The organism is Micromonospora tarapacensis (assembly GCF_019697375.1).
Taxonomy (GTDB): Bacteria; Actinomycetota; Actinomycetes; order Mycobacteriales; family Micromonosporaceae; genus Micromonospora; species Micromonospora tarapacensis.
On sequence record NZ_JAHCDI010000004.1, the window covers coordinates 3,996,582 to 4,023,331 of the forward strand.

A 26,750-nucleotide genomic window follows, 5' to 3' on the forward strand; every position below is an offset into this window, starting at 1 on the left:
GAGCGACACCTCACCGATCCGGCAGCCCGATTCGCCGGGATCGTCGTCGGCATGGTGAACGCCGCGTCCGTGGTGATCTTCACTGTCGCACAACAACAAGGCCGGCGTTGACAGCGTCTTGCGTCGCAGCCAGTCGCAGCGCGGAGGTTGTCGCGTGCCCTCGTCCAGGTGTAGGCGTGCAGCCAGACCGGGTGCCGTAGGCCATCCGCGACAACACGGCACCTCAGCCGACGCCGCAAGTACCAGCCGGTATCTGGTCGTTTCTGGTCAGTGGGGCCAGTCGAGTTGTGCCTCGGGCACGCCGACGTCGCGGGCGTAGGTGATCGCTTCCTGTCGCCCGGTGTCGTCGCCTCGGGGATCGGTGAAGACGCGGCCGGCGAACACGACCCAGCTGGTGCTGTCCGTGGCGTAGTCGACGTACCAGCGTCCCGGGAACAGTGCGGCGGCGAACTGTCGGGCGAGTTCGTCGCCTACGTCGTCGGGGCAGGTGAAGTCGATCAGTGTCCACTGGGAGGGCTGCTCGCCGGTGGCGCTCCAGGCGGGGAGGCGGTGGATACGCCGCAACGTCAACGGCACGTCGATCGTGGCGTTCAGGGCCTGGCTCTCGACGACAAGGGCGCCCACGAGAGGCAAGAGGAGTCACCGCCTGCGTTCTGGTGGCTAGGGCAGCGGCCAGCCTAGCCGCCTCGGACGAGTGTTCCCTGCCTCGATCCGTGCGACTCGCACCCCGTCCAGCTACCTCGCCGGGCACCAAGCGGACACGCCGGCACATCGACGGCCATTTGATCTTGGCCTGTGGCCACCGATGTGACCACACCCGGTGTAGGAGGCTTCGTGCCGTCCCCACTATGGCTCAATTGGCAGGCGCAACGACAAACGAACGTCCCGAAAGAGCATCATCTAGGCTCACCTGCATGCTCACCATGCAGGAGGCATTGGCCCGCTTGACCGCCTATTGGACGGCGCAGGGCCTGCTGACCGTTCAGCCGATGAACACCGAGGTCGGGGCGGGGACGCTGAATCCCGCCACCTTCCTGCGGGTCCTTGGACCGGAGCCCTGGAAGGTGGTCTACACCGAGCCCTCGGTGCGGCCCGACGACTCCCGGTACGGTGAGAACCCCAACCGCCTGCAGACCCACACCCAGATTCAAGTGATCCTCAAGCCGGATCCGGGCAACCCGCAGGAACTCTGCATGGGCAGCCTGGCCGCGCTCGGCATCGACTTGGCCGCGCACGACCTGCGGTTCGTCGAGGACAACTGGGCGTCCCCCGCGCTCGGTGCCTGGGGCCTGGGCTGGGAGGTGTGGCTGGACGGTCTGGAGATCTGCCAGTTCACCTACATGCAGCAGGCCGGCGGTATCAACCTTGATCCGGTCGCAGTGGAGATCACCTACGGTATCGAGCGGATCATCATGGCGCTCCAGGGTGTGCGTCATTTCAAGGAGATCGAGTACGCACCAGGCCTCAGCTACGGCGAGGTGTTCGGTCAGAGGGTTTTGCTCCCCTGCCTGACCGTTTCGGCTGACCGTTTTGTCCGGCCCGAGTGGGGGTGGGACTGCCACGTGTCGCTGTGGAAGCGCGAGGTCTCCGGCCCTCGGAGGGCAGCCTTTCTGCTGGTAGGTGCGGGAGTCGGGGTCAGGTGGTCAGTGGTAGCTGGGTGAGGCGTTGCCAGCAGAGGGTGAACGCGTCGGCCCAGGGCCAGGTCTCGGGGATCGACAGGACACGGCGGCGGGCGTGGACGGCGATTTTGCCGGGCAGGTGCAGCAGCCGGTAGCGCAGGGTGTCGGGTTCGGCGTCGGCGAGATCCGGCTGGTCGTGCAGGCCGAGCAGTCTGGTCCAGGAGGCCAGGTCGGCGGCGAGGTTGGCGGTCAGGACCCAGCCGCGGTTGACCGTCCACGTTTTCGAGGGCAGGTTGCGCAGGCCCATCGCCTTTGCGCCGCGGACGTGATCTTCCACGCCGGCGTGAGAACGGTGTAGGGCGTCGAGCCATTGCGGCTGGTGCGAGCCGGGCACGCCGGCGATACGGGTGATGTTGGTGGCCACGATCTGGTAGCGCCAGCCGGTGCGTTTCTCCAGGTCGGTGAGGTTCTTGGCGTGCCGGGCCGAGGGTTTCACCCGGCGTACGAGCAGCCGTAGTGTGCCGGTCCAGGCGTGCAGGCGCGGGTTGAGGCCGGTCAGTTCCGCGACGTGCGCGTCGCTGGTGGCGGTGCCGTCCTGGTGCAGGCTGTCGCTCCAGGCGTCGGCGGGGATCTGGTTGATCGCGGTCTCGTCGGCGGTGGTGATCGTCCAGCCGACGGTGAACTTCACGCTGCGCCACGCCCGGTTCATCTGCTGAAGATGTTCCAGGAGCTCGTGGGTGGCGCCGGCACCGTCGACGCGGATCAGCAGCTTGCGCCGGTAGGCGACCGGGAGTTGCGTGATCGCGTCGCCGAGGACCCGGATGTGATCAGCAACCGTGTTCGATCCGGCGTTGCCGGGCCGCAGCAGCATGGCCAGGCATTCCGCGGTGTTGGCACACCACGCGCCGAGCGGGTGGAAGCCATAGCCTTTCTTGAAGGTGGCCGCCGCGCCCTGCTTGTCGCTGTGGGCGGTGATCAGCGTGGCATCCAGATCGATGACCACCCACCCGGTCAGGAGTTTGCCCGCGACGGTCAGCCACGGGAATCCCTGCGGGCGGCGGGCGAGCAGCGCCCACACGTGGGCGCGGACCTTCGCCCGCGCATTGCCGATCCGCTTCAACGCGGTCTCGTCGAGGCCGGCCAACGCTCGCCGGACGGTCGACTCCGACGGGGGATCACCGAAGACCAGGCCCTGATGGGCGAGCAGCGCGATGTCGGACATGCTCGTGGCGCCGAGCACGATCGCGACCGCGAGCGACACCAGGACCGTGCCGCGATCCCACCATCCAGGGCCCTTGCCGCGCGGCAGCACCTTGTTCAATCCGCTGGTCAGACCGGTCCGATCAGCGCATTTCCGCAGCAGGACCGCACCCGCATGACCGACCAGCCCTTTCCCGCCCGAGCCGACGACCAGCCGCTGATCCCACCCACTACCCTTACTCACCAGGAAGGTGCACCCGATTCTGCTGTGGACATGGACTCGACACCCACATCCTTGCAGGTCAGGTGCACCTTTCTTTCACTGACCTCGATCAGTCAAATCCCCCTCTGAACAGGGGAGGTCAGCTACGGCGAGGTGTTCGGTCAGGGCGAGTACGAGATGTCGCGGTACTACCTGGACGACGCGGACATCGCCACCAACCGACGGCTGCTTGAGCTGTACGCGCGCGAGGCGCAGCGGCTGATCGACGCGGGGCTACCGGTTCCCGCCCACACGTACGTGTTGAAGTGCTCGCAGACCTTCAACGTGCTCGACTCGCGCGGCGCCGTTTCCACGGCTGAACGGGCGACCGAGTTCGCCCGGATGCGGCGGATGGCTGCCGAGGTCGCCAAGCTGTGGGTAGCCCGTCGCGAGGAACTCGGCTTTCCGCTCGGGCAGGCTGCGCCACTGCCCACGGCCACCCCGGTCGCCGGGGGCGAAGCGCGCGTGGCGAACGACCGGGCCCGGACAGTGATCTTCGAGATCGGCACGGAGGAACTGCCGCCGTCCGAGGCCCGTGCGGCACGCGACTATCTGGCCCAGGCGCTCACCGATGGCCTTGCCGCTACTCGTCTCGCCCACGGTGAGGTGCGGCTGCTCGCCACTCCGCGCCGGCTGCTCGCCATTGTGGACCAGGTCGCCACGCGGGAGAGCGACCACGCGCACACCATCCGGGGCCCGCGCGTCTCTGCGGCCTACGACGCCGCCGGCACCCCGACCAAGGCCCTACAGGGCTTCCTACGCGGCCAGAACGTCACTCTCGACCTGGTTGAGGAGGCCGACTTCAACGGCCAACGGCACGTGGTGGTGACCAAGCAGCAGGTCGGTGGCAGCGCTCCCGACGTGCTCGCCACCGTGCTGAGTAAGGCCGTAACGGGCCTGCGCGCGTCGAAAAACATGCGGTGGAACGATCCACAGCTGTCCTTCAGCCGGCCGATCCGCTGGCTGACCGCGCTCTGGGGCGACGAGTTGGTGCCGGTCGTGGCCGGCACCATGGCCGCCGGTCGCAGCACCCGGCTCCTTCGAATCGCTGACCAGCCCGTCGTCGAGATCGCCTCGGCCGAAGAGTTTCTGTCGACGCTGGCGGACAACGGCATCGTCGCTGACCCGGAAGAACGCCGTGAACTGATCGTCGCCGGGACCGAGGAACTGGTTCGCTCGCGGGGCCGGGTCGACTTCGCCGGCGAGGCGGCGCTGATCGACCAGATCATCCACCTGGTCGAAGCGCCGACCCCGCTGTTGGGCACGTTCGATGAGAGCTACCTGACGCTGCCCGACGCCGTGCTCACCACGGTCATGCGCAAGCACCAACGCTATCTGCCGGTACGTGACGCCGACGGCGCGCTGCTGCCGATGTTCGTCACCGTTGCCAATGGCCCGGTCAGCGTGGATGTGGTCCGGGCCGGCAACGAGGCGGTGCTGCGTGCGCGCTACGAGGACGCGGCCTTCTTCTACCGGGCCGACCGCGCGCTCTTGCCGGCCGTGATGCGGGAGCGGCTCGACCGGCTGACGTTCACGGACAAGCTGGGATCGATGGCCGACCGGGCAGGTCGCATCGGCGGACTTGCCGTGGCGCTGGCCGAGGACCTCGCACTGTCGTCGCCGACCCTCGTCCGGGCTGCCGGCTTGGTGAAGTTCGACCTCGGGTCGCAGATGGTCACCGAGATGACGAGCCTGGCCGGCGTGATGGCGCATGACTACGCGCTCAACGCGGGCGAGCCCGAGGCAGTCGCACAGGCTCTCCACGAGGCGGAGCTGCCCCGGAACACCGGCGACGACCTGCCGGCCAGTCTGCCCGGTGCGCTGCTGTCGCTGGCCGACCGGCTCGATCTGTTCGTCGGCCTGGCCGCCACGGTCGGGCTGCCCACCGGCAGCAGCGACCCGTTCGCCGTACGCCGTGCCGTACTGGGACTGCTCGCGGTGCACCGGGCCCACCCGCAACTCGCCGGACTGAGCTTGACCGGTGCCCTCGCCGCGGCCGGCGACCGCCAGCCGGTAGAGGTCGGCGACGAGGTCCTACGCGCCGCCGGCGAGTTCCTGGCGAAGCGATTCGAGCAGGTGCTGCTTGAGGATGGCCACCAGGTCGACCGGGTCCGTGCCGTTCTCCCGCACTTTGCCCACCCGTCGACGGTCGACCGCCTACTCGCCCAGCTCGCCACCCTTGCGACGGACCCTGGCTTCACCGCGGTCGTGCAGGCGATTCAACGGGCCCGCCGGATCGTGCCCGAGGGCACGCCGGCCAGGTATGACCAGGAGCTACTGAAGGAGCCGGCCGAGGTCGCGTTGCACCAGGCGGTGCAGTCCGTCGTGGCTCAGCGGGGCACGGCTTACGACCCCGACCTGACCCGTTTCGCGGCGGTGACGACCGGACTGGTCACCCCGCTATCGGAGTTCTTCACCGAGGTGTTCGTCATGGCCGACGACCTGGACGTCCGCGCGGCCCGGCTGGGCCTGCTCGCCTCCGTGCGTGATCTGGGCAACGGCGTGCTCGACTGGGCGCACCTGCGTCTCTGACCAGCGGACGGCGGAACCTGCCCGGCTGACGGGGCCAGGTACCACACGGTTCTGCGCCCCACATTTTGCCCCGACAACACCCGGCAGCCGAAGCAGTAGAAAGATTCCTGGCCAGAGGCCGTTTCTGACGAATTCTCAACACCGGTCATTCAAGTGCCGTGTGGGGCGCTGGGTGACCACGGCTGTGACCACGAGATCAAGAGTAATCGGCATCAGTCGATGACTGATGCCGATTGACCTGCATAACGCTAGGTGGGCCGGAGGTACCACCATGCGAACCAACCAGCGACTATCGCCGGTGACCCGTTCCCGCTGCGGGTGCGCAGGTCAGGAGCGCGGTTCACAGGCCCGGGGCGGAATCAGGCGATCTGACGGAGATCGCTGCCATAGTCGAAAATGATCCGCATCCGGGCGCCCAGTGCTCGGGCGTACCGACTCAGAGTCGCGACCTCGTTGGCCTCCAGATCGCCGTTCTCGATTTGACTGACCCGGCCGGGGGTGACCCCCATCAGCTCGGCAACCTGCCGCTGGGTGAGCCCGAGACGCTTACGCTCCTCGGCCAGATGGAACGCGCTGATCCATGCCTCCGTGCGGGCGCGCTCCACATCGAGCGCGTCGTCGTCCCCGTCGTGCAACTCGGCACGGATGTCGTCCCAATCATGGAAGTCGCTCATCAGCCCTCCCTCCGCTTCCTCTCAAAGGCGAGCCAGCCCTCGTAGGCGACCTCGGCGACCGGGATCGCTTCCTCATACCATCGAGACCAGTCTCCGGCCTTGTTGCCAGCCACCAACAGCACCGCCTGCGACCAGGGATCAAAGACGAACAGAACCCGGATCGCGACGTCCCGCCCAGACCTCGGTCGCAGCTCCTTGAGATTGCCGATGCTCGACCCTCTGAGCGTGTCGACCAACGGACGCCCTAGGCCCGGACCGGTCTCCGCGAGCATGTCGATCGCTACGTTGACCGACCGGTACGTCGCCGGATCGGTCTGGCGGAGCGAGCGCAACCAGTCGCGGACATCGCTGGTCGTTCTGATCGCCCAGTGACGGGCGGGGCCGTGAGGCATGGGTCAACTATAGCTCGACCTATACCTTGAGGCAGCATGCGAACCGAGAAGCGCAGGTCGAGCGCCGCCCACACATTGACCGACACCGCATCCGGCATCGCCCGCATCCACAACATCATCCTCACCGGATGACACCCAGCACCGTTACCCGGCAACGCCTCCACGAGTTACGAGACATCCCTTAGACAGGACGCCTGCGTCCAGTCGTCCCACCGAGAAGATCAGCCGGCCGAGCACCGAAGTTCTCCTGACCGACGACGTGGAAGCCGCACCGCTTGAAGAACATCATCCTCGCCGCCGGATCCGATGAGACGTCGATTGTGCCCGCGACGAAGGTGCAGCCACGCTCGGCCGCTTCTGCCGCGTACGCCGCGATCAAGGCACCGCCGACACCCGCGTGCCGCACCGCCGAGTGCACATGAATCCGATCAAGGAAGGCGTGCGGTGCGACTGGCAACTCGTACGACTCGAACGCCCCGCTCTCAGCGACGTTGGAATCAAACGATCCGGTCAGCATCCCCTCGATCGCGTCACCTCGCACTGCCACGAACGTCGTGTAGAGGCTGCTCGGACGCCTGTAGCGCAACAGCACGTTGAGCGCTACATCGCCAGAGTCCTCGAGCATCCGACACATTGCCGGGCGATCGGCTTCCTCCAAGAACTCGACGCGAAGGGTCTCCACCCCTCCCATCCAACACGACGCGACGCTCGCCGCGCGGCCGCGGGTCAGGACAGTTGCGTCGCCGCCAATACCAGGCAATATAGACTTACTGTACAAATTCGGCTGCTACGCCTACCATGCGAACCGCAAACGCGCAGGTCGGCAGCATGATCGCGTTCAATGGTGGCCCTGAAGGGACCCAACTTGAACCCTGCCCTGGTGCGGTACATCCGCAAACACGCAGGTGAAGTGCAGTAGGCGATCCCGCACACCAGAGCTGTGCTTGGGGCACAAGTCCGTGACCCTCAGCTTCAAGCACCCTTTTGACCGTTTGACTCCTCGGAGTCCGGTCACGATCCCGCCCCGGCATCCCTCCACGCAGGGGTGTCGGGGCACCCTCAACACGTAACCAGAGAATCCGATCATGAAACGACCACTACACACCGGAGGTGACCACCAGGAAGGTGAGCAACCAGCCGACCTCCCCCGCAACACCATCCTCGTCGGCGACGTCCGCGACCATCTGCGAGCATTACCCGACTCGTCCGTGGACTGCATCATCACCAGTCCGCCGTACTACGCCATCCGTAACTACAACCACGAGCAGCAAATCGGCACTGAGCCCGACGTCGATAGCTGGGTCGCCACCCTGCGAGAAATCTGCCGCGACCTGGCCCGTGTCCTGCGGCCGACCGGTTCACTCTGGCTGAACCTCGGCGACGGCTACTCGCGCCGTCCGAGCGAAGGGGCCAACGCTAAGAGTCTGCTGCTTGGGCCGTCGCGTGTCGCGCTGGCGCTGGTGGCGGACGGTTGGATTCTTCGTAACCAGGTCATCTGGGCCAAGTCCAACCCCATGCCGTCGTCGGTCGGAGACCGCTTGACCACCACGCATGAGGTCATCTACTTCTTCACCCGTTCACGCTCTTACTTCTTCGACCTCGATGCCATCCGGCAACCCCTCGTCACCACACGCCGCCAATCGACCCGCGACCCGTCACGGGCGTACCCGCCCCCAGGGGCCGGCGCGGTCAGCCGCGACGGCTGGAAGCTCAACGACAACCAGGGCCTCAGCCGTATGAAGGCGTCCGGCCTGGCCGGTCATCCCCTCGGCAAGAACCCCGGCGATGTCTGGACGCTGCCGACTGCCGGATTCCGGGGCAGGCACTTCGCCGCCTTTCCGCTGGCCCTGACCGAACGGCCGCTACTCGCCACCTGCCCCGAACGGGTCTGCCCGTCATGCGGACGTGCTTGGCAGCGCGAGCTTGAACGCCAGCACGGGCGACTACTTGCCGTCGGTGAACTCCAGCCAACCTGTCAGTGCGGAGCCGAAGGTGTACCCGGCCTGGTGCTTGATCCGTTCATGGGCACGGGTACTACAGCACTCGCCGCCGAGAAGCACGGGCGAGACTGGCTCGGTATCGAGCTGAACCCGGCATACGTCGCGCTGGCCGAGGAGCGGCTTGCAGCTGCACGAGGCACACAAGAACCGCCGCCCGCTCAACCAATCGCCGCACAGATCAACTAATCGGAGAACCCATGTATGGAACGAGAACCACACCAACCCGAACGAGACGAGCAGCGCCAGGGCGTCAACAGCTACGGCACCGACAACCCTGAGAAACAAGCCGAAATCGAGCGAGCCCGCGCTGACGCCTCCCGCCAGCGCCGCCAGGACCGCACACGACTGGAGCGCTACGTCGAAGCCGGACTCGACCCGGACGACGCAGAAGCCCTCATCGAGTTCGAACACTTCGTCCGCGAACCGCAGGCGGAAGCTAACGCCGAGCGCCACGCCGCCCGTGCTGCCTTCGAGGAACTTGTCGGTGACGATCAGGAAGCGCTGGCCAAGTTCGACGAGCTGTACGTCGGCACCTACGACAGCCCCGAAGCCTGGGCCCGGGCGGTAGGCGAGGACCTCGACTGGGAAGCCCAGCTTGATCGAGTAGTGGACCCGATGCTTCGGCCGTACGTCAGGATCGACTACGCCAAATTCGCCCAGGAACAGCGGTACGCCTGGGACGTCATGCAAGGCAGCGACGGCAAGACCCACGTCTTCATGCGATGACGCTTGCCGGGGCCGCTTCTCGGTGGCCTGTGGCTACTCATCCTCTGTCCCGCGATCAACGCGGGCATGGGCAGTCACACCACACCGAGGAGGTGACTCCGCAATGACGGAGCCACGCAACAGTGGCGTGAAGACGTTGGGCATCAAGGTGCCTGACTCGCTGCACGCCCAGTTCACCCTGGTCGCTCAGCTCGATGGCATCTCCCTCGGAGATGCGGCCCTGCGAGCCGTCGAGCTGTACGTCGAGACCAAGCGCTCCGAGCCCGACTTCGCCGCTCGGGCAACGGCAGCGCTGGAGGAGATTGAGCGCGAAGCTGCCGCACGGCGCGGCGCGATCCAGGGGCTCTTTGGCGAAGCTGCACCCGCAGCCGAGCCAGCCGCCGACACGACCGAGAGGCGTGGACGGCGCAGGGGTGAGCAGAGCTAAGCGCTCCAGCTCCCCCGACCGGGAACGGAGTGGTGGCCCTTGTTGGCTGCCCTCCGTTCCCGCACTCAACTCACTTCGACGCCAGACCGGGCGCACCTCATGCGCGCGGCCTGGTGTGGAACGGACCGCCCACCAGGCACCAAGCCATACGGTCCAACGGAGTGGCGACATGATTACCGCCATCGTCTTGCCCGCCGACCTGCGGACGCCGATCCGCACAGTCGAGCTGGACAAGCACGACCTCAACGCCTACCGCGGCCTCGTCGGTGGATCACTGGAGATCATCACCTTCGAGCGGCCGGAAGCGACCCTCTACCTCAACGACGAGGGCAAGCTGGAGGGCCTGCCCCTCAACCAGCGAGCCACCCTCATGGCTGCTGTACACAACAGCGCCTTCCGGGGTCGGGACGTCATCACGGGTGACGCCTTCTTGGTCGGCCCTGCCGACCGGCACGGCGACGACCTCAGCGTGCCCAAGGAACTGGTGACGCTGCTGTTCCGCACGCAGCGCTTCCGCGTCCTGACGCAGACCGAGGGCGACCCCGAGTTCTACGGCAATCTGCTGGTCTATAACCACTGGCTCAACGCCTACGCCGGTGCCGTGGAACTGGCGCAGCGGTTGCCTCAGGTGGAGGAGGTTCGGGTCGTGGCGGCGGAGTAGCCGCCCATCGTCCGCCCCTGGCTTTCGGGCTGGGGGCGGACACAATCACAAATCCGCTCCGACAGCGCTAACGCGTGTACTTCCGCTTCGTCTCCTCAACTTCCTTTTCGAGCACCCACACAAAGGCCACACCCGAACGCGGGAATATCCAGCCATCGAAGCTGACGTTGACCGCCTGATCCGCTGCCTCTTCTGGACTAGCTTCAACGCGTGCCTGCTGGTTGCTGGCAATAAAGTCGAGTGTGTTGACGTACCGGATGCCACTGCCCGTGTAGTTGAGCTGCGCACTAATGCCCTTTGTTGGCCGAGGCAACATCTTTCAGTGCCTCAGGATCGAAGGCAAAGCTGTCAAGTACAGCGTCCCGGATCACAGGCGCTTCTTTACGAATAGCATCCCGAATACGTTGGTCAGTCCGCTCATCGCCGTGCTTGCGATCAACGTACTCGAAGAACACTGCCAACAGCCCAGTTCCGAAGAGCGTCGAGCCGATCTCTGAGAGCGGCACCGCGGCAAGCCAACTAAGAGCAGGATCAGCCGTTGACCAATGCGCCAGCATCAAGAGCCCGATCCCGCCCACGACAGCAAGCACAGCGATGAGCTGCAACTTCGTCTTGTAGAGCTGGTCAAGCGGGTTGGACATACTTCAAGATCAAGTATACCAACAAGCTTAGTCGTGTTAAATAGGCAAACGAAAGCCCCTGGGTGATGACGCCACTCAGGGGCTTTCGCGTTGCTCATGTGCGGGGGTCAGATCAGGTACCGCCGCCGCCATCCCTCGCGATCACGCGCATGTGACACCTCCCTTACCGTCCGTTATCACGCGGTGCCCGGCGGGCACGGGTCCAGACGATATCCGATTTTGGGATATTCGCAAGCGGGGCGATGCGGTAGAACGGTGGAGAAGTCGATCTACTCGGCCGAGTACCAGCGGCTATGCGCCTTACTGCGGGAGCTACGCCGCGAAGCCGGGCTGACCCAGGTCCAAGTGGCCGCCGCGCTCGACGTACCGCAGTCCTTCGTCAGCAAGTACGAGTCCGGCGAGCGGCGGCTCGACGTGATCGAGCTGCGCCACGTAGCCCAGGTGCTCGGGGTGCCGCTGCGTACTGTCCTTGAGCGACTTGGGCTACCAGAGCCCCCGACAGCTCACTAAATCACGAACCAATAGTGTTAGCCGCCGAGCAATGTGGACTATAGCACCAAGCACGATCAAGGCAATCGCTGATCCTCTACCGCGCCATCTTCGCTGGACTTCGCCTTCCGATACCAGAATATGTCCGACACGAGTAAGGCGGGTCCAAATAACAGGACAAAAACATTGGAGAGTTGGAAGACTTGAGCAAGCATCGATTTCGCTCGTCACGACTTGTGTAAAGCTACAACATCCCACCAGCACGCAAAGAAAGCGCCACCACTGCAAGTAGGACGCCGACAGCAAGCGTCGAAACAGCAATGACAGTCGCGCGTCGAGTACGCTGTTTTATCAGAAACAATCGTACCACCAAAACCAGGCCAATCGGAATGATAACCCAAGGTCCATAGATTAGGAGATAGAGATAAAAGAAGGTCCACAATAACATTGGAATATCATTGTTGCTGAAGACCGTGTCTGCAATATGTTCAATCATAATGCTCTATTTATAGCACATTTGGATACAAATGAAGAGCCCCCGAGTCGACGCTGCGCGTAGCACAGTTTTCGACCCAGGGGCGTGCTCTTCAGTCACTCAGTCAGGAACCGTTAGCTCTCCTCGATGGGGTACGGGTTCTCCAGCAGGTATTCGGTGATAACCTGACGGTATGCACCCTGGCCCTGTGGGTTTGGGTGCAGCGAGTCGTCGAGAGGCGTCACGACCCCGTTGAAGTAGCTGCCATCCATACAGAGCTCGTGGCCCTTGAATGGCGAATCCGCCTCGCCGGGGTTGACGTACTCGAACCGCACACCCGCCCCAGCAACCTCATCCTGAATTACTTGGTTGAGATCACTGATGACGCCCCGCGCCGCCACCTTCTCGTCATACGTCAGGTAGAGGCAGTTGGGGAGGGTGTTGACCGCGGGGTCCGGAATCATCTCCGGATAACCAACGACCAACACTCGTGTCTGCGGCCCGATACGAAGCCCCATGTTGTAGTACAGCGTGCTGAGTTCGGATGCGAGATGGTTGTCGAGCCTGTCCCTCGCATACGTGTACTCGGTACTTGCTGTGCAATCGAGGCTTTCAACACACTTCTTCGCCAGCGGCGCGAACCCGATATTGTTCCCACCGATGGTGATGGTCACAACGTCGGGATCGTACTCGTCGATGGCGTCGATCTGTGGGTCTTCGCCAAAGCGCCCGTTCATTACGTGGGAGGTCTCGGAACCGCCGCACGCCACGAACGCCTTGAGGTCAAGACGCATACCCGGCAAGTTGTTCAACTGGCGCGAGTAGGCCACTGAGCTCCGGTAACACTGGTTTGTGGCAGTATCAGTGCCGGCTTCATACTGCGAAGCTCCCTGCCCTGAACTGAACGAGTCGCCCATGGCCACGTAGCTCAGCCAGGGCTCGTCGTGCTTGAGGATGGCACCGCGAGGGTAGTCCATCTCCAGGCCGGGGACAGTGAAGGCGTAGAGCTTGGTGGTGCTGGCGTCGCAGTAGTTGAGCGTCGTACACTCCTTGGCTGCGACATACGCCGTGTCGTCGGCGATGAACACCGTCCCAAGACCGTCCGACCGGTAGCTCGGACCGCTCGTGTTGGTGTTGTCGCCCCGCAGCGTGAAACCGGTTCCGGCGATGGTTTCGCCAGTCCCCCCGCTCAGGAGCATGAAGCGGATCTCCGGGAACTTGTAGGTAGACCCGTTGATCTGCTTGATGACCGTTGCGTTGTGCTGCACCGCGACGTTGCCGTTGAGATCCACCGACGTAACCATGTTGCTGTACATCAGGTCGAGATCGGTATTGTTGAAGTCCGTCGTCCAGACCTGATTGCCCGCGACATCGAAGGCGATCACCTTGTGGACGACCGCATCACTCTCCGGTGGTTCGTATTCCATTTGCACGAGGACGCCGCCGGTCGGCAGCGGCCTCAGCTCGTGGATGTAGCTGCACTGACTGAAGGTCTCAGTCCAGGCAGCGCCGCTCGGATCGATCGCCGTGATACTTCCGACCGCGCTCCCCGGCCACTGGCAGCCAGTAGTGCTGACTGAGTTGGCGGCAGTGGCGACGAAAACTCGACCGGAGGTGGTCGCGTCGAACCAGTAGTCAGTCTCGCCGTAGAGCGTGTTCGCGTTCGGTGTGCTGATGGGAGTATCGGCGACACCGGTCAAGCTGACGTACTGCACACTGTCTGGCCACCGGACGACGAAACCGCCATCATGGACCGCCAGGCCGCCCCCGGAAAGGGAGCTGCCCCCGCTGAAGGAGGCATTGAGAACTACATTCGGCGAGGTGGTACCAGATTGCGGCTCTGCGGAGAGCCCGACCAGCTTGGCACCGCTGCACAAGCCGCTGCTGAGAAGAACGTAGACGTTGCCGTCAGGTCCGACTCGTGTTGCATGGGCGATGCCATACGCGCCGCACGGGAGTGTGTACTCCCACACGAGGCTTCCATCCTTCCATGCCTGCATCAGATGCACGTAGCCGTTGTTGGTGCTGGCATAGGTGAAGATGGTACCGTCCCTGCCGACTGCGGTGTTCCACGTGCAGAACTCGGCGTACGGATTGGCGTACACACGAGTCTGCGTGACCGTGCCGTCAGCCGCGAAGGACTTGAACGCGTTCGTCCCGCTGCCGTTGGGGCACCCCACGGTGACACCGTTGGTGGTGTCGGTGAGCATGTGCCTTGCGCTGGGAATGTCGCTGATCGTCACCGGCGAGTAATTCGTCGGCGGGATCGGGTCGGCCTGAGCCGGTGTTGCTGGCCCGAGCACGAGCATGGGGACCGCCAGCAACGCTCCGAAGAGCGTCGCCAGCAGTTTGCTGCGTTGGCGCATCCGCGCCTCACATCCTCTCAAAAACTCTTCGATGGGAATGAACAAGGGCCGACCGGCGCTTACGCGCCCGCCGACCCTCAGGTGACTGAAAGAGCGATACTATTTATGAACAGAATTAAGAATTAGTCAAGCATGAACGTGATCGGAATTAGCCGGGAGGGTTACTAGACGGCCCATGTTATGATCAAACTGATGCAGCGGTCAAAGTTGGCAGACAATACGCAGGAGACCTCACATGCCCAATAATCGCGAGTGGGCTCTCATTATTGGCTCGGCGCGATCCTGGTCTTCTTGCTAGTCCGGAAAGATATGCGCTCTAGCCTGGGCGACATCCTGCGCGCACTGCTAAATCCGTCCGTCATCATCGCCCTGACAGCCTTCTTCGGCTACGTCGTGCTCGAAACATGGGTTGGCTCTTGGGCTGGATTGTGGAAAAGTGATCTGATCAAAGACACGATCATCTGGACAGTCGTCACAGGCTTGGCGCTGTTCTTCAAGTTCGATCAGGCATCAAAAGAGCACCGCTTCTTCCGCAGACGTATAGCGACCGCATTCGGAATCACCGTCTTCTTGGCATTCTTTGCCAACCTATTCGTTCTGAGCTTGGTCGCAGAGATTCTACTGCAACCGTTCCTGGCTATCCTTGCTGTCATTGCCGAGCGAGACGAGCGGCACAGGAGCGTCAAGAAGATCGCCGACACTGTCCTCGCGTTGATCGGCCTGTCGCTGCTCGCCTTCGCCATCCACCAGCTAGTCACCAATTGGGGGCAGGTCGATAAGCATCTCGTCGCACTCCAAATGATCTTGCCGATCTGGTTGACCATTGGGGTACTCCCACTTATTTACCTTCTCAGCCTCTACGCCAACTATGACTGGGCGTTCAGGGGAGTAAATTGGGCAGCCCAGGATCGGTGGGCGCGCCTGCGCGCAAAGGCCGCGCTGGTTTCGAAGTTCCATTTCCGAAGCCGAGAACTCCATCGCTTTCCGTGGAACTGGGCGCAAACGTTGGCGAGCGCTGAAAGCTTCTCGGTCGCGCGGCGGGTTGTAGACGAGTTTCGGGCTTCCCGGCGACAGGCCGCGCAAGCAGTTGCTGATGAGCAGGAACGGCTCCGGCGCTACGCGGGCTCAGACGAAGTTGACGAAAATGGCCGCCGATTGGATCGTCGCGAGTTCAAGGGAACGACCGAGGCTCTTCGCTGGCTTGCGACTTGCCACATGGGTTGGTACCGCAACGAGGATCGAGGCGGCCGATACCGGGCAGACCTGCTAGAGGCTGTGCTTCAGAACGACTTCACAAGGCAAGGCCTACCTCAAGACCACGGCATCACAATGCGGGTCGCCGAAGATGGGCAGGCTTGGTATGCGTGGCGACGTACCGTCACCGGCTGGTGCTTTGCCATCGGCGCAGCGGGCCAGCCATCTGATCAGTGGGAGTATGACGGACCAGAGCCGCCCCAGGGCTTCCCGGGTGACGACGGCCGGTGGGGAGACAACCCGTTCTCCAGGGAGACGAGTCGGAACTGGTGAGTTGTACAACACCGAGCGGGCTTATTCGTCGTCCTTGGCAGGCTCGCGCTGGTGACTAAACGAGCCGAGTAGGACTAGCATCGCCGTAGCTTCGACTAGCAACCCAGAAATAGCGTGTGACAATCCCTTCCCCTCAAGGTCGAAGTGCTGAGCAGCACGCTGGTAGTCCCGGCCCTTGACATGAGCTGGCCCGCTCCGCAGGCCGTTAAGATTGCGCAGCAATGTTATGAACCGCTGCCGGTCTGGGAATCCGATAGCCTCAAGATACTTCTCAAACTTGGCAATTCCCTTTTCGTTCGGCCCGACCGTGATGTACTTGGCAACCTCACGCTCGTTCAAACGCTCAACGAGTAGCTTCGCAAGCGCCATCACCTGATCATCGAACTCTTTCTGATTCTCGCTGGCAGGCACGTGCAGCGTGCCCCAGTAGTGCTCGTCCTCAGGCTTGAGCGGCTTGAACAGATCCCATCCGTGCTTCTTGCGCCAACCATCTCGGAATCGCTCATAGTTCGCCTTGAACGAAAGCGCTGGTTCGTCGGTGTCAGCCCATTCACCCAGGATGCCCCGCCGGAACGCGACGTCGCTCACGCCGCCATCGGGGAGCACATTAAAGCTCTTCCAGTAAAGCTGCTCTTTGTGCGACAACTTCCCGAGATCGCCCAAGTAGACGATCACATAATCCCGGTGGCTGTTGTCCAACCGCAGGCTCCAGTAACCGCCACAGTAAACATGCCCGTCTTCGACACGGTACTTCGCCGGATCGTTGTAGTACTTCGCCATCACCGACTTACGAAAGAAGACAGGCGTCAGGTAGTGCGGCGATCCCGGGTTCTTGCCAAAGTAGTTGGCGAGCTGCTCTTCGTCACTGGTGTAGTGCACCTCGTTGCCATCGTCGTCGACGCCAATAATGAAGTCCTCGTATTGCTGATTCTCTCGGCCCCAGCCCATCGAAGGGCGATAGTTCTCAGTGCCCTTGATTACCTTCTTGCCGATGATCCGTGCGAACGTCTTGCGGCTGGGATTTGTGACGCCTTCCCACGGGGCGACCCACCGTGAGTATCGGTAGTCGCTCTCTTGCCTTTTCTCGTCCTGTTTCTCCATACCGAGTTCACCCAGCGACTTCTCGCTCCAGCGGTCAAACTCGAAGAACAGCAGCATGTGCATACCGCGGGCTGCCAGATAGTCCTTGAGGTACTTTGCACGCACCTGGACTCTCTTAGGTGTCGTGCGGACGACTTCGACATCGTCGCCGTTATCGTCCAGTGCGATGAAGACGCCTGCGCGTCGGTCTTCGTAAAGATTGTGGAAGTGCCTGAACTCCTCGGACAGCTCCTTGTACGACGGCTTCAGGCCGTGGAAATCCCGATCGATAATGAACGGCTCAACGCCGTCGTCATCGCCGAACCGATAGTACCGATGGGTTCCGTCCGGGTAGAAGGAGAAGCCAGGCATCCCGTGCCCGATGAGCAAATCCCACGAGGTGTTTTCGAGGCATCGTGACACAGCATCGGGAGCGACGAGCGCGCAGTAGTAGCCGATCTTCTGCCGATCACTCTCTGTGTATTCATACACGGTTATCCAGCCCTCGGACCCGAGGCGGGTTGCGACATACTCCTGAAGGTCGTCGAACTGAAGGAAAGGCTGGTCATTCATACTATTAGCTATTCTATCCTGACGACTCTTTGGGGCAAAGTGGGAAATAAACGGGCAAGCTCACCTGCAACTGTGGCGAACACCCGTCCTGAACATACTGCACCCGCCCGGGTCACGAGCGGCGTCCAGCGCTGCCACCTGACGTCGCTGCCGCGCCGCTCTCACGTGTGTCAATGGCTCCGAACAGCCCACTCCGCCGCACCGACACTCCATGTAGCCAACCAGGCAGGCTCCGCGTGCCCGCTCGGTGGGCCACATAGTGATCCTGGATGATCTTGCTCCCTTGCTCGTCCGCCCCGTTGACGCGGGCGCGCCCGCCCGTCATGATGTGCGTACAAGAAGATTTCTCCAAATTCGAGCAAGGAGAGGCTGTGCGCGCAGAATTTCTTGGCAAGGACCCCGAGTCCACCGAGGGCGACTCCCCGACACTGTTCGCCACCGACCGCACCGACCGCGTGACCTACATCGCTCAGGGCTGGAAGGTCACTGACCCGCAGGTGCTGGCTGACGTCGGCCCGGTGCCCGAGCACGAGACCTTGATCGAGATCCCCGAGGACGTGCTCAAGTTATACGTCCGCCGCTACCAGCAGAAGGAGGGGGACAACTGACGCTCATCGAGCCTGGTCCTGACTTCGCTCGGCTCTTCCGTACGTTCGAGCACACGGCCTTCCGGCTGGAGACACGCGACCAGTACAACTCGCCGCGCGAGGCCGAAGCGTTCCGCCAGTTCGTCTCGGGTGAGCCGGACGCGTCGTACCACGAGAACTGGCTCAAGATGGTCAGGGAAGCGACGGCCGAGGGTCGGCTGTTCGCCCGCGTACGGGTGGTCAGCGTCCCGCTGACCGACTACAGCCGCTTCAGCATGTGGATCGCCGGGTACACGCGGGAGGCCGGGGACGACATCCGCTACCTCACGCGCGAGCAGGCCGAGACACTCACCCTGCCGAAGCATGACTACTGGCTGTTCGACTCTCGCAAGCTGGTCATGATGCACTTCGGCGACGATGACCGGTTCGTCGGGGCTGAGGTCGTAGACGATCCAACGGCCATCGTTGAGCACAACTACTGGCGGGATGTTGCCCGGCATTACGCCATCTCAAGAGACGAGTTTGTCACCAGGCATGAACAGCAGGATCACGAGCGTTGACGAAGCCCGCAACGCCCTGGGCAAACGACTCCGCGAACTCCGAACCCAAGCCAGGCTTTCGGGTAAAGAGCTCGCGGAGTCGTTGTCATGGCCGCCTTCCAAAATCTCCAAAATCGAGAATGGTCGGCAGACGCCTACAGATGACGACATCCGGGGTTGGACCCGAGCCACAAACAGCGAGAACGAAACTGAAGCGCTGCTTGCCGCGCTCCACACCCTAGAACTTCAGCACGCCGAGTGGAGTCGGCTACTGAAGGCGGGTATGAAGTCGCATCAAGGCTCACTCGCCCAGCAGGACGAAAAGACCAAGCTGTACCGCGGCTTCGACAACACCGTCATACCGGGGCTCATCCAGACACCCGACTACGCTCGCGCCCGGTTCGCCCAGGTCGTCATGGTTCATAAGGTGCCAAACGACATCAACGATGCCGTCCGAGCCCGGATGCAGCGTCAGGAGATGCTCTACCAGCCGGACAAGCGCTTCCACTTCATCCTGACCGAAGCTGCCCTCCGCTACCGGATCGTCCCCGTTGATGTGATGCTGGCGCAGCTCGACCGGCTAATAGCCCTCACTTCCATGCGAAATGTGCGCCTCGGGGTAATCGACTTCAAAACGCAGTACGTCACCGATCCGCGTCACGGCTTCTGGCTGCTGGACAATGATCTGGTACGGATCGAAACATACTCGGCCGAACTCAACCTGCGGCAGCCGCAGGAGATCGAGCTGTACGGCCGCATTTTCGAGCAGTTGGCCTCAGTTGCCAGCTATGGCGGATCGGCTCGGGCCATCATCACGCGGGTCATACAGGACCTGGCGGAAGAGGCTGCCGATCCTGCTCGCGATTTCGAAGTCTGATCCACGTTCGACAATTTCTAGAAATACAGAGAAACTTTCTGGTCAGGCGCTTTCCTCGGCTCTACTCTGCGGGAACGGACGCGAATCACGTCCGTTCCTTTTCCAGAGTTGGGAGAGCAGGTGAGCACGTTCGTTCCGCTGCTCAGCAGAGAAGAGATCAGCCGACTACCGGAGCGCGCCCGCGAGGTTGTGGAATATCGCAAGAGCGGCCTCAGCCTGAACCACCTCCAGGGTTGCCCGCTGGACTGCGCCTACTGCATCCGGCACACCTACGGCATCTGGGACCAGCGACAGCCGCGCGCCCTGATGACTGATGCCGAAGCCGTCGAGGAGCTGGTGAGTCATCGGTACTTCCAGCCGCACGTGACGCCCGTGCAGGTGTTCAACCGGGCTACCGACCCGTTCCTGCCCAGCGTCCGCCCGCACACCCTCGCCGTGCTCGACCTCCTGGACGCTCGCGGGCTGACCAATCACGTCCTGGTCATCACCCGGCACCAGATGAAGCCCGAGGACGTCGAGCGTCTGAACCAGCTCCGCCACCTGAAGGTGACGTTGCTGTTCACGTACTCCGGCATCGACAACAAGCAGATCGAGCCGTACCCCTCGCATGTGGCGGCCGAGTCGCTGAAGCTGATGAGCGCGCCCGAGGATCGCCAGTACCGGACCATCCTGTACTGGCGCCCGCTGGTGCCCGGCCTCAACGACAGCGACGAGCACCTTGACGCCGCCTACGAGCTGTCGCAGCACGCCGACGCCACGGTGTTCACCGGCCTGTTCTACCGCGATCAGATCGCCGAGTACTACAAGGCCAACGGCCTGCCCGAGCCCTACGAGGACACCGCCCGGCGCAAGATCGTTCCCGAGACCCTAGAGCGCCGCATACTCACGGCCTTCTCCGACTCGACCAGCCTGTTCCGCAAGACCTCGTGCGCCGTGGCTTACGCGCACGGGCTACCGGACTACAACGGTCACTACGGCGTCCGCGAACTGTGCGACATCTGCCCGCTCAGTCAACTTGAGCTGTGCGCCAGCGCGCACCGCGTACCGTCATCCGACCGAATCCGGGAGGTCGCCGCGACGCTACCGGAGGCTCGTGGTCTGGTGGTCGTGGACATCACCGAGCGGGCGGCCGTGGTGTCCGGCCTGGAGACCGAGCAGCCGCGTTACTACCTGCAACACGCCCTCAGCTTCCAGGTGCATGACGAGCGGCACCCGCACCATGAGCGGCGGCACGGGCGCGCCGACATCGGATGGAAGGGCGAGCAAGATGGCTGACTGGACGGACCTCACCTACGCGGTCGTGGATGTCGAGGGCAACGGCCAGCAGCCGCCCGACCTGGTGGAGTTGGCCGTCGTGCCGATCACTGGGGGCGTCATCGGGGAGCCGGTCAGTTGGCTGGTGCGCCCTGCGGAGCCGATCAAGTATTACGCCACTCGCATCCACGGCCTGAGGAATCAAGACGTAGCCGACGCACCGGAGTTCGCAGCCATCGAGGTTGAGGTTGCCCGTGCCCTGGGAACAGCCGTGCTCGTCGCGCATAACGCGCATGTGGACCTCGATGTCCTGGGGCGCAAGTTCGGTGATGGCTGGCAGCGCCCCGAGGTGTTTGACACGCTCAAGCTGGCTCGTCGGCTGGTTCCCGGGCAGGACAGCTACCGGCTTGGTGCCCTGGTCGAGTACTTCAAGTTGACTGAGGAGCTGCCCGAGGGCTTGACGCCGCACCGGGCCACCTACGACGCCTTGGTGACGGCCCGGCTGTTCGTCGAGCTGGCCACCCGCGCCCGCTCACTCGAAGAACTGCGCGGTGATCCACCAGGAGGGGGCGAAGGTGAAACTCCGTCCCTTTTCTAGCCACGAGCGGGGCGTGTTCGTCAGCGTCGATGGCCCCAGCGGCGCGGGTAAGTCAACAATCGTGCACCACCTCGCGCAGCTCCTCGTCGCCGCTGGCGAAGACGTCCACATCACGGCGGAACCGTCCACGGGGCCGATCGGCCTCCTGTGCCGTGAGCTGACCGAGACAGTCACGGGTCATGCACTGGCCTGCCTGTACGCGGCTGACCGCTACCACCACATAGAGGCGGAAGTCCGACCGCACACCGAGGCCGGCCAGACCGTGATCTCAGACCGCTACATCCCTTCGGGCCTGGTCATGCAGCGCTTTGACGGCATCGACCCGGCCTTCCTTTGGCAGATCAACGCCGAAGCTGAGCGCCCCGATCTGGCCGTCATCCTCGAAGCCGACCCCGAGGTCATCGCGGAGCGGCTGAGCGAACGCGGGCCACATAACCGCTTCCAGCTCTCACCGGGCAGCAGTCACGCCGAAGTGCACTTCTACCGGCAGGCAACCGATCGGCTGATCCAAGCGGGCTTTGACGTATTGCGCGTGGACTGCAACCAACGACCGCCCGAGCAGTCCGCGGCTTTCATCCGTGATCGGCTCAAGAGCTTCTTCGGCCCGGCTGGAAGCAACCGACCAGCCTGACGCAACCCCGCGCACCGACGCGCCCCGAGCTGGGCCGGACCGGCGACGCCTGGACGCCTGGGTAGGTACGAACCCGTCGCCGGTCTGGCCCGTCAAGTGTACGGAGACTGACCATGAAACCGCTGATCTACGGCTATATGCGAGTGGGGGACGACGCATCCGACGACCAGATCGATCAGGCCGAGCGCACCTTGAGGGAGTACGCCGACGTTGAGGGCTTCTGCTACGCGACCACGTTCTACGACGACGATTCCGGCAGTCGCAGCGCGTTCTACGAACTGACGGCGGAACTACAGCGTGCCGAGGCCCGTCACGTGATCGTGCCGTCCCTCGATCACCTTTCGCGGCACCCCATCTTGCTCAATCACATGATCGAGCGGCTTGAACATGAGGCGAGCGCTCGGATATGGGTGGCCGAGCAGTGAGCGGCCACGACGAAACGATGGCCATTCTCAGAGAACTGAAGGACATCAGTAATGCGAGCGGCGAGTTCGTCACCGGCATTCTCGAAGACAGCCTCACCTACGACGAACAGATCAATTTCGCATTGCGACTCGTGAGGCTAGCCGAACAAATCAAAGCGCGAGCCGACCGGACACCAGTGGTCGTGGACGGGGAGGTCATCAATGGCAACAGCAGTCGCGCGCTTCCCGGTAGAACAGATGGTCAAGCCGACTATCCCGACCCAATCGGCCGTGACTAGAGCACCGCAGGCGAGGGCGATTTCTGACCTCACCCTGGCGGCAACCCACGCGGCAATTAACGTCGCCAAGCTATTCGTCGCCTACGTGCTGCGCGAGTGGGAACACCCCGAGTTGGTACGTGACGGTGAAGACGTTATGGCCGAACTGGTTAAGAACGCCGTCGAGCTGACCGGCGTACCCGAGGAAAATCCCCGCTGGAACGATCTTGAGTACCTGGCGCTTCTTCGGGTGCGCTTGGTGCTGCTGGATGAGGGTATTGTTATCGAGGTTGCAGACGGCCATAACCAGCCGCCTGTGCCCTCCGAGCAGTTCCGCTCGATCAGCCGCCGCTGGAATTCTTATCCGACGAAGGTCGGCCGTGTGGTGTGGTGCGAGCTGGAGTTTCAGCCCTACCAGCTGACATCGAACGGCTTGCCGAAGCGGAGGCCATCACCAGTAGCGGGGAATACGCGGCCTGCTCAGCACGTCACCGATCCCGACTTGTTGCGACGAGTGCGGGATGGGCTGGAAGCTCTGTAGCGTGCCGCCTTTCTCTAGTATCGCGCTCGGCAGCTATTCTCCTCTTCGCCCTTTATCTTGTAGTAGAGGTTGACGTAGTTTTGGGTATTCGCGGGGTCTCTTTGCGAGTCAGCCTGCACGCTCTGCCACGGATAACGTGAGTCTGCCTGTTGGAGGCAGGTCTCTAGAGCAGCTTGCTGGGTTTGTTCCTGTTGCCACTGGTCATAGAGCGTCTTCTGCTCAACTTCTACCGCTTGGGATTCCGCCTCTTTTCGCACTTGAGTCTCTGCCTCTTGAATCAAGAAGATTCCATAGACCATAAATGCCAATGACAAGACGACTATTGAGACGGACGTGGCGACGCTTGCCACTATCTTACTGTTAACGCTGCGCAGTTTTGCGACATCATTCTCTGATGTCGGCACTGGAAGGCGTTTGACTGTTGAATTGCTGAGTCCTGCCAACACCCACCCCACGATGGGCACGAGAATGCCAACGAAGCTCCAATTAGCTAAACTATCTGCACGCTCTAGCTCTCGGCGATCATGCTTGTCCACATACGTATCCTCATTACCTGCAATTATGATTGCGGCGCGGAGTTTGTCAACCGCGACAATGCAAAACGCCCCGACTCAGTCACCTGAGCGCGGGGCGCTTTGCAGATGATAGGCGGGGCGGAGTGCCAGTGAAGCGTCAGACCGATTCGTCGATGTACTGCAGCACGCCGTATTGACCTTCGTGCTCGAAGTAACACCTGACGGCACGTGCCTTGTTCGGCACGAATCGGACTTCATCCACCCACGCCTCAAAGTACCAGGATGGTAGACGGTGGGGGTGGCCATCGAAGAGTTCATGACGCCTGCGTAGTGCGTAGACCCGAAGGTAGAGCATGAACCTGTTAGCCCGATCATCCGACTCTGCGTTGAGGCTGACGCGGACGATCGCCTCCGGCTCGTTACCTTCGCTATCGGCAACAAGACTCGCGGCGAGTCGCCGTCCAGTCAGCCCATCGTCGACGGGCGTGAGGTCGTGAGCGTCCTTGTCGGGGGTGAACCCGAGGTCGCGCAGCGCCCTCAGATCGAGTTGGCTGTGATTCACTGGCATGGTATGCCTCCTTGCTATCGGATAGGGCACACCAGCCGCTATTAAGCGAGTGAGTGACGAGAGTGCCGCATCCGAGAAGAGGCAAGAACGGCTATCGCACTGGATAGCATGAGATTAGTTATAACACATCAAGATCGTTTAGTCAATAGTTTCCTCGTCGCTACCAAGCTTCATGTAAGGGAAGATCTCTTGCAGAAACGCGCCGGACTCGCCCGGCTTTCCTTCGGCTAGGTATGGCAGGAGAACGGACAAGTCGACTTGTCCATGTGGTGAATCGACGTAACGCTCAATGAGTCTTCTGAGACCCTGTGGGGCATCGGCCATAAAATGTGTTCGCAGTTCTTCCGGGGTCGCTTGAAGGACAGCGGGATTAGCCTGCTTGCCAAGCATCTCGCCAAATTTCATTGCCAGTTCGAAGTCTTCGCGTATGAGCCGAGGGGATCGTCGGATTGCACTGCGTGCCTCCTCGCGACCCTCCGACAGAAGCGCCCTGAGCACCAGAAAATTCTTAGCTACTAGCGTCGAATCCTCGGGTTTCACCAGTGCGAGGTGAAGCATTTCAAGTCGTATGGTCCGATCCCACGCTTGGTTGGTAAGCCTCACCCAACGTGCGCCGCCAAATTCACCTTCGAGGAATTCGCTAACTCTATTAGTGCTTCGATCTCCGACTCTTGCTTGCAGTACACGGTCACACATAATGCGCCCGGTGACTGTAAAGAGCGTCCAGCCCTCACCATAGAGCTCGTCTCTACTCGCCTTGAGGCAACGTGCCGCTTCGACCACTGGCTCAAGGCGATGACCCAAGATACTCTGCATAACAGCCTGAACCGCGAGTGGCATAATTACCATACCTGGCGCAACTACAACTAGGCAATTCTCGGCCAGCGGGCGTAGCGCAGCATCAAGCCGTATTCCCGCCATGATGGAGTCAGCAGACTTCAGGAAAGGTTTCTCCAGCAGGAAAGAGCCTAGGTACTCTTTCGGCACAAATGCAGATGAGGCGAAGATCAGCAGTTCAAGCAGCTTGAGGCTAGATGGGTGCCTAGCCTCAAGCTGCTCAATTAGCTCGCGGTAGCTGACTGTGAGTGCGTCAACAGTACGCGGGGCTATCGCATCGATTCCGGCCGCAGTATCTGCGGCGAGAACCGTAGATAGATCGGCGACAGTCAACTCGGGAGTCTTAGTCAAGAACTGACATGCGTTGGCGATGAGGTGGGGCCGATAGCCGAGGGCAATCGCCAAACCACTGGCCTCAACATCTCCCGCTTCGGGCAGCAACGATTTCACCATCGCTGTCGCTTCGCTCGGCTTCATGTCATCAACCAGCACATGCGGCTGGCTTGTGTCACTGGGCAGAAGGCGCGAGATCGCGATGACAGCGCACGGGGCACCGACTGGAACCAGCCCGTCAAGAAGGTCAGGATCGTCAAGGTTGTCAACCACGACGATCGTGTTGCCGTCTGTCCGCTCATGCAAGAGCCTTGCAAACTCATGCTTCAAGACGGCGTGATCCGATCCGATCGTCCGTATCCCGGAGGACTCAAGGATCTGCACAATGGATGAATGAAGCGCATCCTTCGTTGCTGCGTTGATCCAAATAACTCTCGGATTACGCTCTGAGTTTTGGATGACCTCTTGGACAAGCCGAGTCTTCCCTGTGCCGAAATCGCCAGCCACGAAGATTCGACGGTCTCCCTGGTCCGCTGTATTTGCAGCCGCTGCGAATGCGTTGTATATATTCGGGCGTTGGATATACGACGTGGCGGCAGGCGCAAAATTGGGTAGTGGGCGGCCGGTCAAGAGTACGTCGCCTGAACCGTCACCTTTCACCTTGTACCTTACAAGCGCTTGGACCTCGGCTGCAATTAGACGAATGACTTTTGGCTCTGTCTCGTCCTCGTAGGTATTAAGGCTGCTGTACGGATAGAGTGCACTCTTGACATCTCGACGCCAGGCTACTGAGTTTCCGTCTCCTGGATCACGATCTAGTGCATAGATACCCAGAGCCGTATCCTTCATTTTGCCACTTGGTAGGGCGGCTGCTGCCTCTCGGAGAAGAAGTTCGAGGGCCCCAGCTAGACTCTTTTCTTTCCCGGCGTACCCCATCGCCATTCCAAAGAGCGGGGACAACTCCGGCTCGACTTCGGGACTCACGACGACGCCCCATATCGACCGTCGCCTGACGAGTTTTAGGGCCTTGACAAGCTCCTCAAGCTCTTTTCGATCTTCGTCGCCCACGCGCACCTCCGTATCCCCTCGATTCTCCCTCTGTTCGCCTGCTGAATCCATCGGCCCTGGTCAAGCAACCTTTTCT

29 protein-coding genes and 2 pseudogenes are annotated in these 26,750 nt (G+C 62.2%); 18 read left to right on the forward strand and 13 right to left on the reverse strand.

Annotated features, from left to right (window positions below; translation table 11 throughout):
- Nucleotides 1-267: 267 nt before the first annotated feature.
- On the reverse strand, nucleotides 268-624 hold the full coding sequence (locus KIF24_RS24065; protein ID WP_221085962.1) for a hypothetical protein: 357 nt from the start codon (nucleotides 622-624) through the stop codon (nucleotides 268-270).
- A gap of 290 nt (nucleotides 625-914) precedes the next feature.
- On the opposite strand from KIF24_RS24065, the pseudogene KIF24_RS24070 reads away from it, so the two are divergent.
- Nucleotides 915-1,490 (forward strand): annotated as a pseudogene (locus KIF24_RS24070) (glycine--tRNA ligase subunit alpha); the annotation flags it as partial.
- A 145-nt stretch (nucleotides 1,491-1,635) separates the two neighbouring features.
- Here the strand turns inward: KIF24_RS24070 and KIF24_RS24075 are convergent.
- The gene (locus KIF24_RS24075; protein ID WP_221085963.1) at nucleotides 1,636-3,063 is read right to left on the reverse strand and encodes an IS1380 family transposase; all 1,428 of its coding nucleotides are present in this window, start codon (nucleotides 3,061-3,063) and stop codon (nucleotides 1,636-1,638) included.
- A 126-nt stretch (nucleotides 3,064-3,189) separates the two neighbouring features.
- Between KIF24_RS24075 and KIF24_RS34165 the strand changes: the two are divergent.
- Nucleotides 3,190-3,462 (forward strand): annotated as a pseudogene (locus tag KIF24_RS34165) (glycine--tRNA ligase subunit alpha); the annotation flags it as partial.
- A gap of 108 nt (nucleotides 3,463-3,570) precedes the next feature.
- On the forward strand, nucleotides 3,571-5,613 hold the full coding sequence (gene glyS, locus KIF24_RS24080) for a glycine--tRNA ligase subunit beta (RefSeq protein WP_331461394.1): 2,043 nt from the start codon (nucleotides 3,571-3,573) through the stop codon (nucleotides 5,611-5,613).
- Nucleotides 5,614-5,972: 359 nt separating this feature from the next.
- Here the strand turns inward: glyS and KIF24_RS24085 are convergent, their stop codons facing one another.
- The 3 genes from KIF24_RS24085 to KIF24_RS24095 form a co-directional block, all read right to left on the reverse strand.
- Nucleotides 5,973-6,287, reverse strand: coding sequence for a transcriptional regulator (locus tag KIF24_RS24085; RefSeq protein ID WP_093401373.1), 315 nt, complete (start codon nucleotides 6,285-6,287; stop codon nucleotides 5,973-5,975).
- Nucleotides 6,287-6,679, reverse strand: coding sequence for a type II toxin-antitoxin system RelE/ParE family toxin (locus tag KIF24_RS24090; protein ID WP_221085964.1), 393 nt, complete (start codon nucleotides 6,677-6,679; stop codon nucleotides 6,287-6,289). Before KIF24_RS24090 ends, KIF24_RS24085 begins: the two co-directional genes overlap by 1 nt.
- Nucleotides 6,680-6,860: 181 nt before the next feature.
- Nucleotides 6,861-7,361: a GNAT family N-acetyltransferase gene (locus KIF24_RS24095; RefSeq protein ID WP_221085965.1), complete on the reverse strand. Its 501-nt coding sequence runs from the start codon at nucleotides 7,359-7,361 to the stop codon at nucleotides 6,861-6,863.
- Between the two features lie 403 nt (nucleotides 7,362-7,764).
- Between KIF24_RS24095 and KIF24_RS24100 the strand changes: the two genes are divergently transcribed.
- The 4 genes from KIF24_RS24100 to KIF24_RS24115 all read left to right on the forward strand — a co-directional run bounded on the left by KIF24_RS24100 (nucleotide 7,765) and on the right by KIF24_RS24115 (nucleotide 10,493).
- Entirely contained in the window at nucleotides 7,765-8,865 is a 1,101-nt protein-coding gene (locus KIF24_RS24100) for a DNA-methyltransferase (RefSeq protein WP_221085966.1), read from the forward strand.
- Nucleotides 8,866-8,880: 15 nt separating this feature from the next.
- Nucleotides 8,881-9,405, forward strand: coding sequence for an antirestriction protein ArdA (locus tag KIF24_RS24105; protein WP_221085967.1), 525 nt, complete (start codon nucleotides 8,881-8,883; stop codon nucleotides 9,403-9,405).
- Nucleotides 9,406-9,508: 103 nt separating this feature from the next.
- Nucleotides 9,509-9,832, forward strand: a complete 324-nt coding sequence (locus KIF24_RS24110; protein ID WP_221085968.1) for a hypothetical protein — start codon at nucleotides 9,509-9,511, stop codon at nucleotides 9,830-9,832.
- 169 nt (nucleotides 9,833-10,001) lie between these two features.
- Entirely contained in the window at nucleotides 10,002-10,493 is a 492-nt protein-coding gene (locus KIF24_RS24115) for a DUF3846 domain-containing protein (RefSeq protein WP_221085969.1), read from the forward strand.
- 67 nt (nucleotides 10,494-10,560) lie between these two features.
- Here KIF24_RS24115 and KIF24_RS24120 read toward each other — a convergent pair whose 3' ends face one another.
- Both KIF24_RS24120 and KIF24_RS24125 read right to left on the reverse strand, forming a co-directional pair.
- A complete protein-coding gene (locus KIF24_RS24120) occupies nucleotides 10,561-10,809 on the reverse strand; it encodes a hypothetical protein (RefSeq protein ID WP_221085970.1) in 249 nt (82 codons plus the stop codon).
- Nucleotides 10,781-11,134: a hypothetical protein gene (locus KIF24_RS24125; RefSeq protein WP_221085971.1), complete on the reverse strand. Its 354-nt coding sequence runs from the start codon at nucleotides 11,132-11,134 to the stop codon at nucleotides 10,781-10,783. Before KIF24_RS24125 ends, KIF24_RS24120 begins: the two co-directional genes overlap by 29 nt.
- 255 nt (nucleotides 11,135-11,389) lie before the next feature.
- On the opposite strand from KIF24_RS24125, the gene KIF24_RS33405 reads away from it, so the two are divergent.
- A complete protein-coding gene (locus tag KIF24_RS33405; RefSeq protein WP_331461265.1) occupies nucleotides 11,390-11,644 on the forward strand; it encodes a helix-turn-helix domain-containing protein in 255 nt (84 codons plus the stop codon).
- A 223-nt stretch (nucleotides 11,645-11,867) separates the two neighbouring features.
- Here KIF24_RS33405 and KIF24_RS24135 read toward each other — a convergent pair whose 3' ends face one another.
- The gene (locus KIF24_RS24135; RefSeq protein WP_221085973.1) at nucleotides 11,868-12,119 is read right to left on the reverse strand and encodes a hypothetical protein; all 252 of its coding nucleotides are present in this window, start codon (nucleotides 12,117-12,119) and stop codon (nucleotides 11,868-11,870) included.
- Nucleotides 12,120-12,232: 113 nt separating this feature from the next.
- The gene (locus tag KIF24_RS24140; RefSeq protein WP_221085974.1) at nucleotides 12,233-14,509 is read right to left on the reverse strand and encodes an SGNH/GDSL hydrolase family protein; all 2,277 of its coding nucleotides are present in this window, start codon (nucleotides 14,507-14,509) and stop codon (nucleotides 12,233-12,235) included.
- A 207-nt stretch (nucleotides 14,510-14,716) separates the two neighbouring features.
- On the opposite strand from KIF24_RS24140, the gene KIF24_RS24145 reads away from it, so the two are divergent.
- Nucleotides 14,717-15,991 (forward strand): hypothetical protein, encoded by a 1,275-nt coding sequence (locus tag KIF24_RS24145; protein WP_221085975.1) that lies wholly within the window; start codon nucleotides 14,717-14,719, stop codon nucleotides 15,989-15,991.
- Between the two features lie 21 nt (nucleotides 15,992-16,012).
- Here the strand turns inward: KIF24_RS24145 and KIF24_RS24150 are convergent, their stop codons facing one another.
- Nucleotides 16,013-17,644 carry a hypothetical protein gene (locus KIF24_RS24150; RefSeq protein ID WP_221085976.1) on the reverse strand — a complete coding sequence of 544 codons (1,632 nt, stop codon included), beginning with the start codon at nucleotides 17,642-17,644 and terminating at the stop codon, nucleotides 16,013-16,015.
- Between the two features lie 371 nt (nucleotides 17,645-18,015).
- Between KIF24_RS24150 and KIF24_RS24155 the strand changes: the two genes are divergently transcribed.
- The 9 genes from KIF24_RS24155 to KIF24_RS24195 all read left to right on the forward strand — a co-directional run bounded on the left by KIF24_RS24155 (nucleotide 18,016) and on the right by KIF24_RS24195 (nucleotide 23,353).
- On the forward strand, nucleotides 18,016-18,252 hold the full coding sequence (locus tag KIF24_RS24155; protein WP_221085977.1) for a hypothetical protein: 237 nt from the start codon (nucleotides 18,016-18,018) through the stop codon (nucleotides 18,250-18,252).
- A gap of 5 nt (nucleotides 18,253-18,257) precedes the next feature.
- Complete coding sequence (locus KIF24_RS24160; protein ID WP_331461395.1) at nucleotides 18,258-18,791, forward strand: DUF6879 family protein; 534 nt, start codon at nucleotides 18,258-18,260, stop codon at nucleotides 18,789-18,791.
- Nucleotides 18,766-19,647, forward strand: a complete 882-nt coding sequence (locus KIF24_RS24165) for a helix-turn-helix domain-containing protein (RefSeq protein WP_221085979.1) — start codon at nucleotides 18,766-18,768, stop codon at nucleotides 19,645-19,647. Before KIF24_RS24160 ends, KIF24_RS24165 begins: the two co-directional genes overlap by 26 nt.
- 120 nt (nucleotides 19,648-19,767) lie before the next feature.
- Nucleotides 19,768-20,922, forward strand: a complete 1,155-nt coding sequence (locus KIF24_RS24170) for a hypothetical protein (RefSeq protein WP_221085980.1) — start codon at nucleotides 19,768-19,770, stop codon at nucleotides 20,920-20,922.
- Complete coding sequence (locus tag KIF24_RS24175; protein ID WP_221085981.1) at nucleotides 20,915-21,499, forward strand: 3'-5' exonuclease; 585 nt, start codon at nucleotides 20,915-20,917, stop codon at nucleotides 21,497-21,499. The genes KIF24_RS24170 and KIF24_RS24175 overlap by 8 nt, the downstream gene beginning before the upstream one ends.
- 13 nt (nucleotides 21,500-21,512) lie before the next feature.
- Nucleotides 21,513-22,130, forward strand: a complete 618-nt coding sequence (tmk, locus tag KIF24_RS24180) for a dTMP kinase (protein ID WP_221085982.1) — start codon at nucleotides 21,513-21,515, stop codon at nucleotides 22,128-22,130.
- 113 nt (nucleotides 22,131-22,243) lie between these two features.
- A complete protein-coding gene (locus tag KIF24_RS24185) occupies nucleotides 22,244-22,555 on the forward strand; it encodes a recombinase family protein (RefSeq protein WP_221085983.1) in 312 nt (103 codons plus the stop codon).
- Nucleotides 22,552-22,833, forward strand: a complete 282-nt coding sequence (locus KIF24_RS24190; RefSeq protein ID WP_221085984.1) for a hypothetical protein — start codon at nucleotides 22,552-22,554, stop codon at nucleotides 22,831-22,833. Before KIF24_RS24185 ends, KIF24_RS24190 begins: the two co-directional genes overlap by 4 nt.
- Nucleotides 22,826-23,353: a hypothetical protein gene (locus KIF24_RS24195; protein ID WP_221085985.1), complete on the forward strand. Its 528-nt coding sequence runs from the start codon at nucleotides 22,826-22,828 to the stop codon at nucleotides 23,351-23,353. Before KIF24_RS24190 ends, KIF24_RS24195 begins: the two co-directional genes overlap by 8 nt.
- A 14-nt stretch (nucleotides 23,354-23,367) precedes the next feature.
- On the opposite strand, the gene KIF24_RS24200 is transcribed toward KIF24_RS24195, so the two are convergent.
- From KIF24_RS24200 to KIF24_RS24210, 3 genes are all read right to left on the reverse strand, one after another.
- A complete protein-coding gene (locus tag KIF24_RS24200; protein WP_221085986.1) occupies nucleotides 23,368-23,889 on the reverse strand; it encodes a hypothetical protein in 522 nt (173 codons plus the stop codon).
- 136 nt (nucleotides 23,890-24,025) lie between these two features.
- On the reverse strand, nucleotides 24,026-24,436 hold the full coding sequence (locus KIF24_RS24205) for a hypothetical protein (RefSeq protein ID WP_221085987.1): 411 nt from the start codon (nucleotides 24,434-24,436) through the stop codon (nucleotides 24,026-24,028).
- A 138-nt stretch (nucleotides 24,437-24,574) separates the two neighbouring features.
- Nucleotides 24,575-26,674, reverse strand: coding sequence for an ATP-binding protein (locus KIF24_RS24210; RefSeq protein ID WP_221085988.1), 2,100 nt, complete (start codon nucleotides 26,672-26,674; stop codon nucleotides 24,575-24,577).
- Nucleotides 26,675-26,750: the final 76 nt, after the last annotated feature.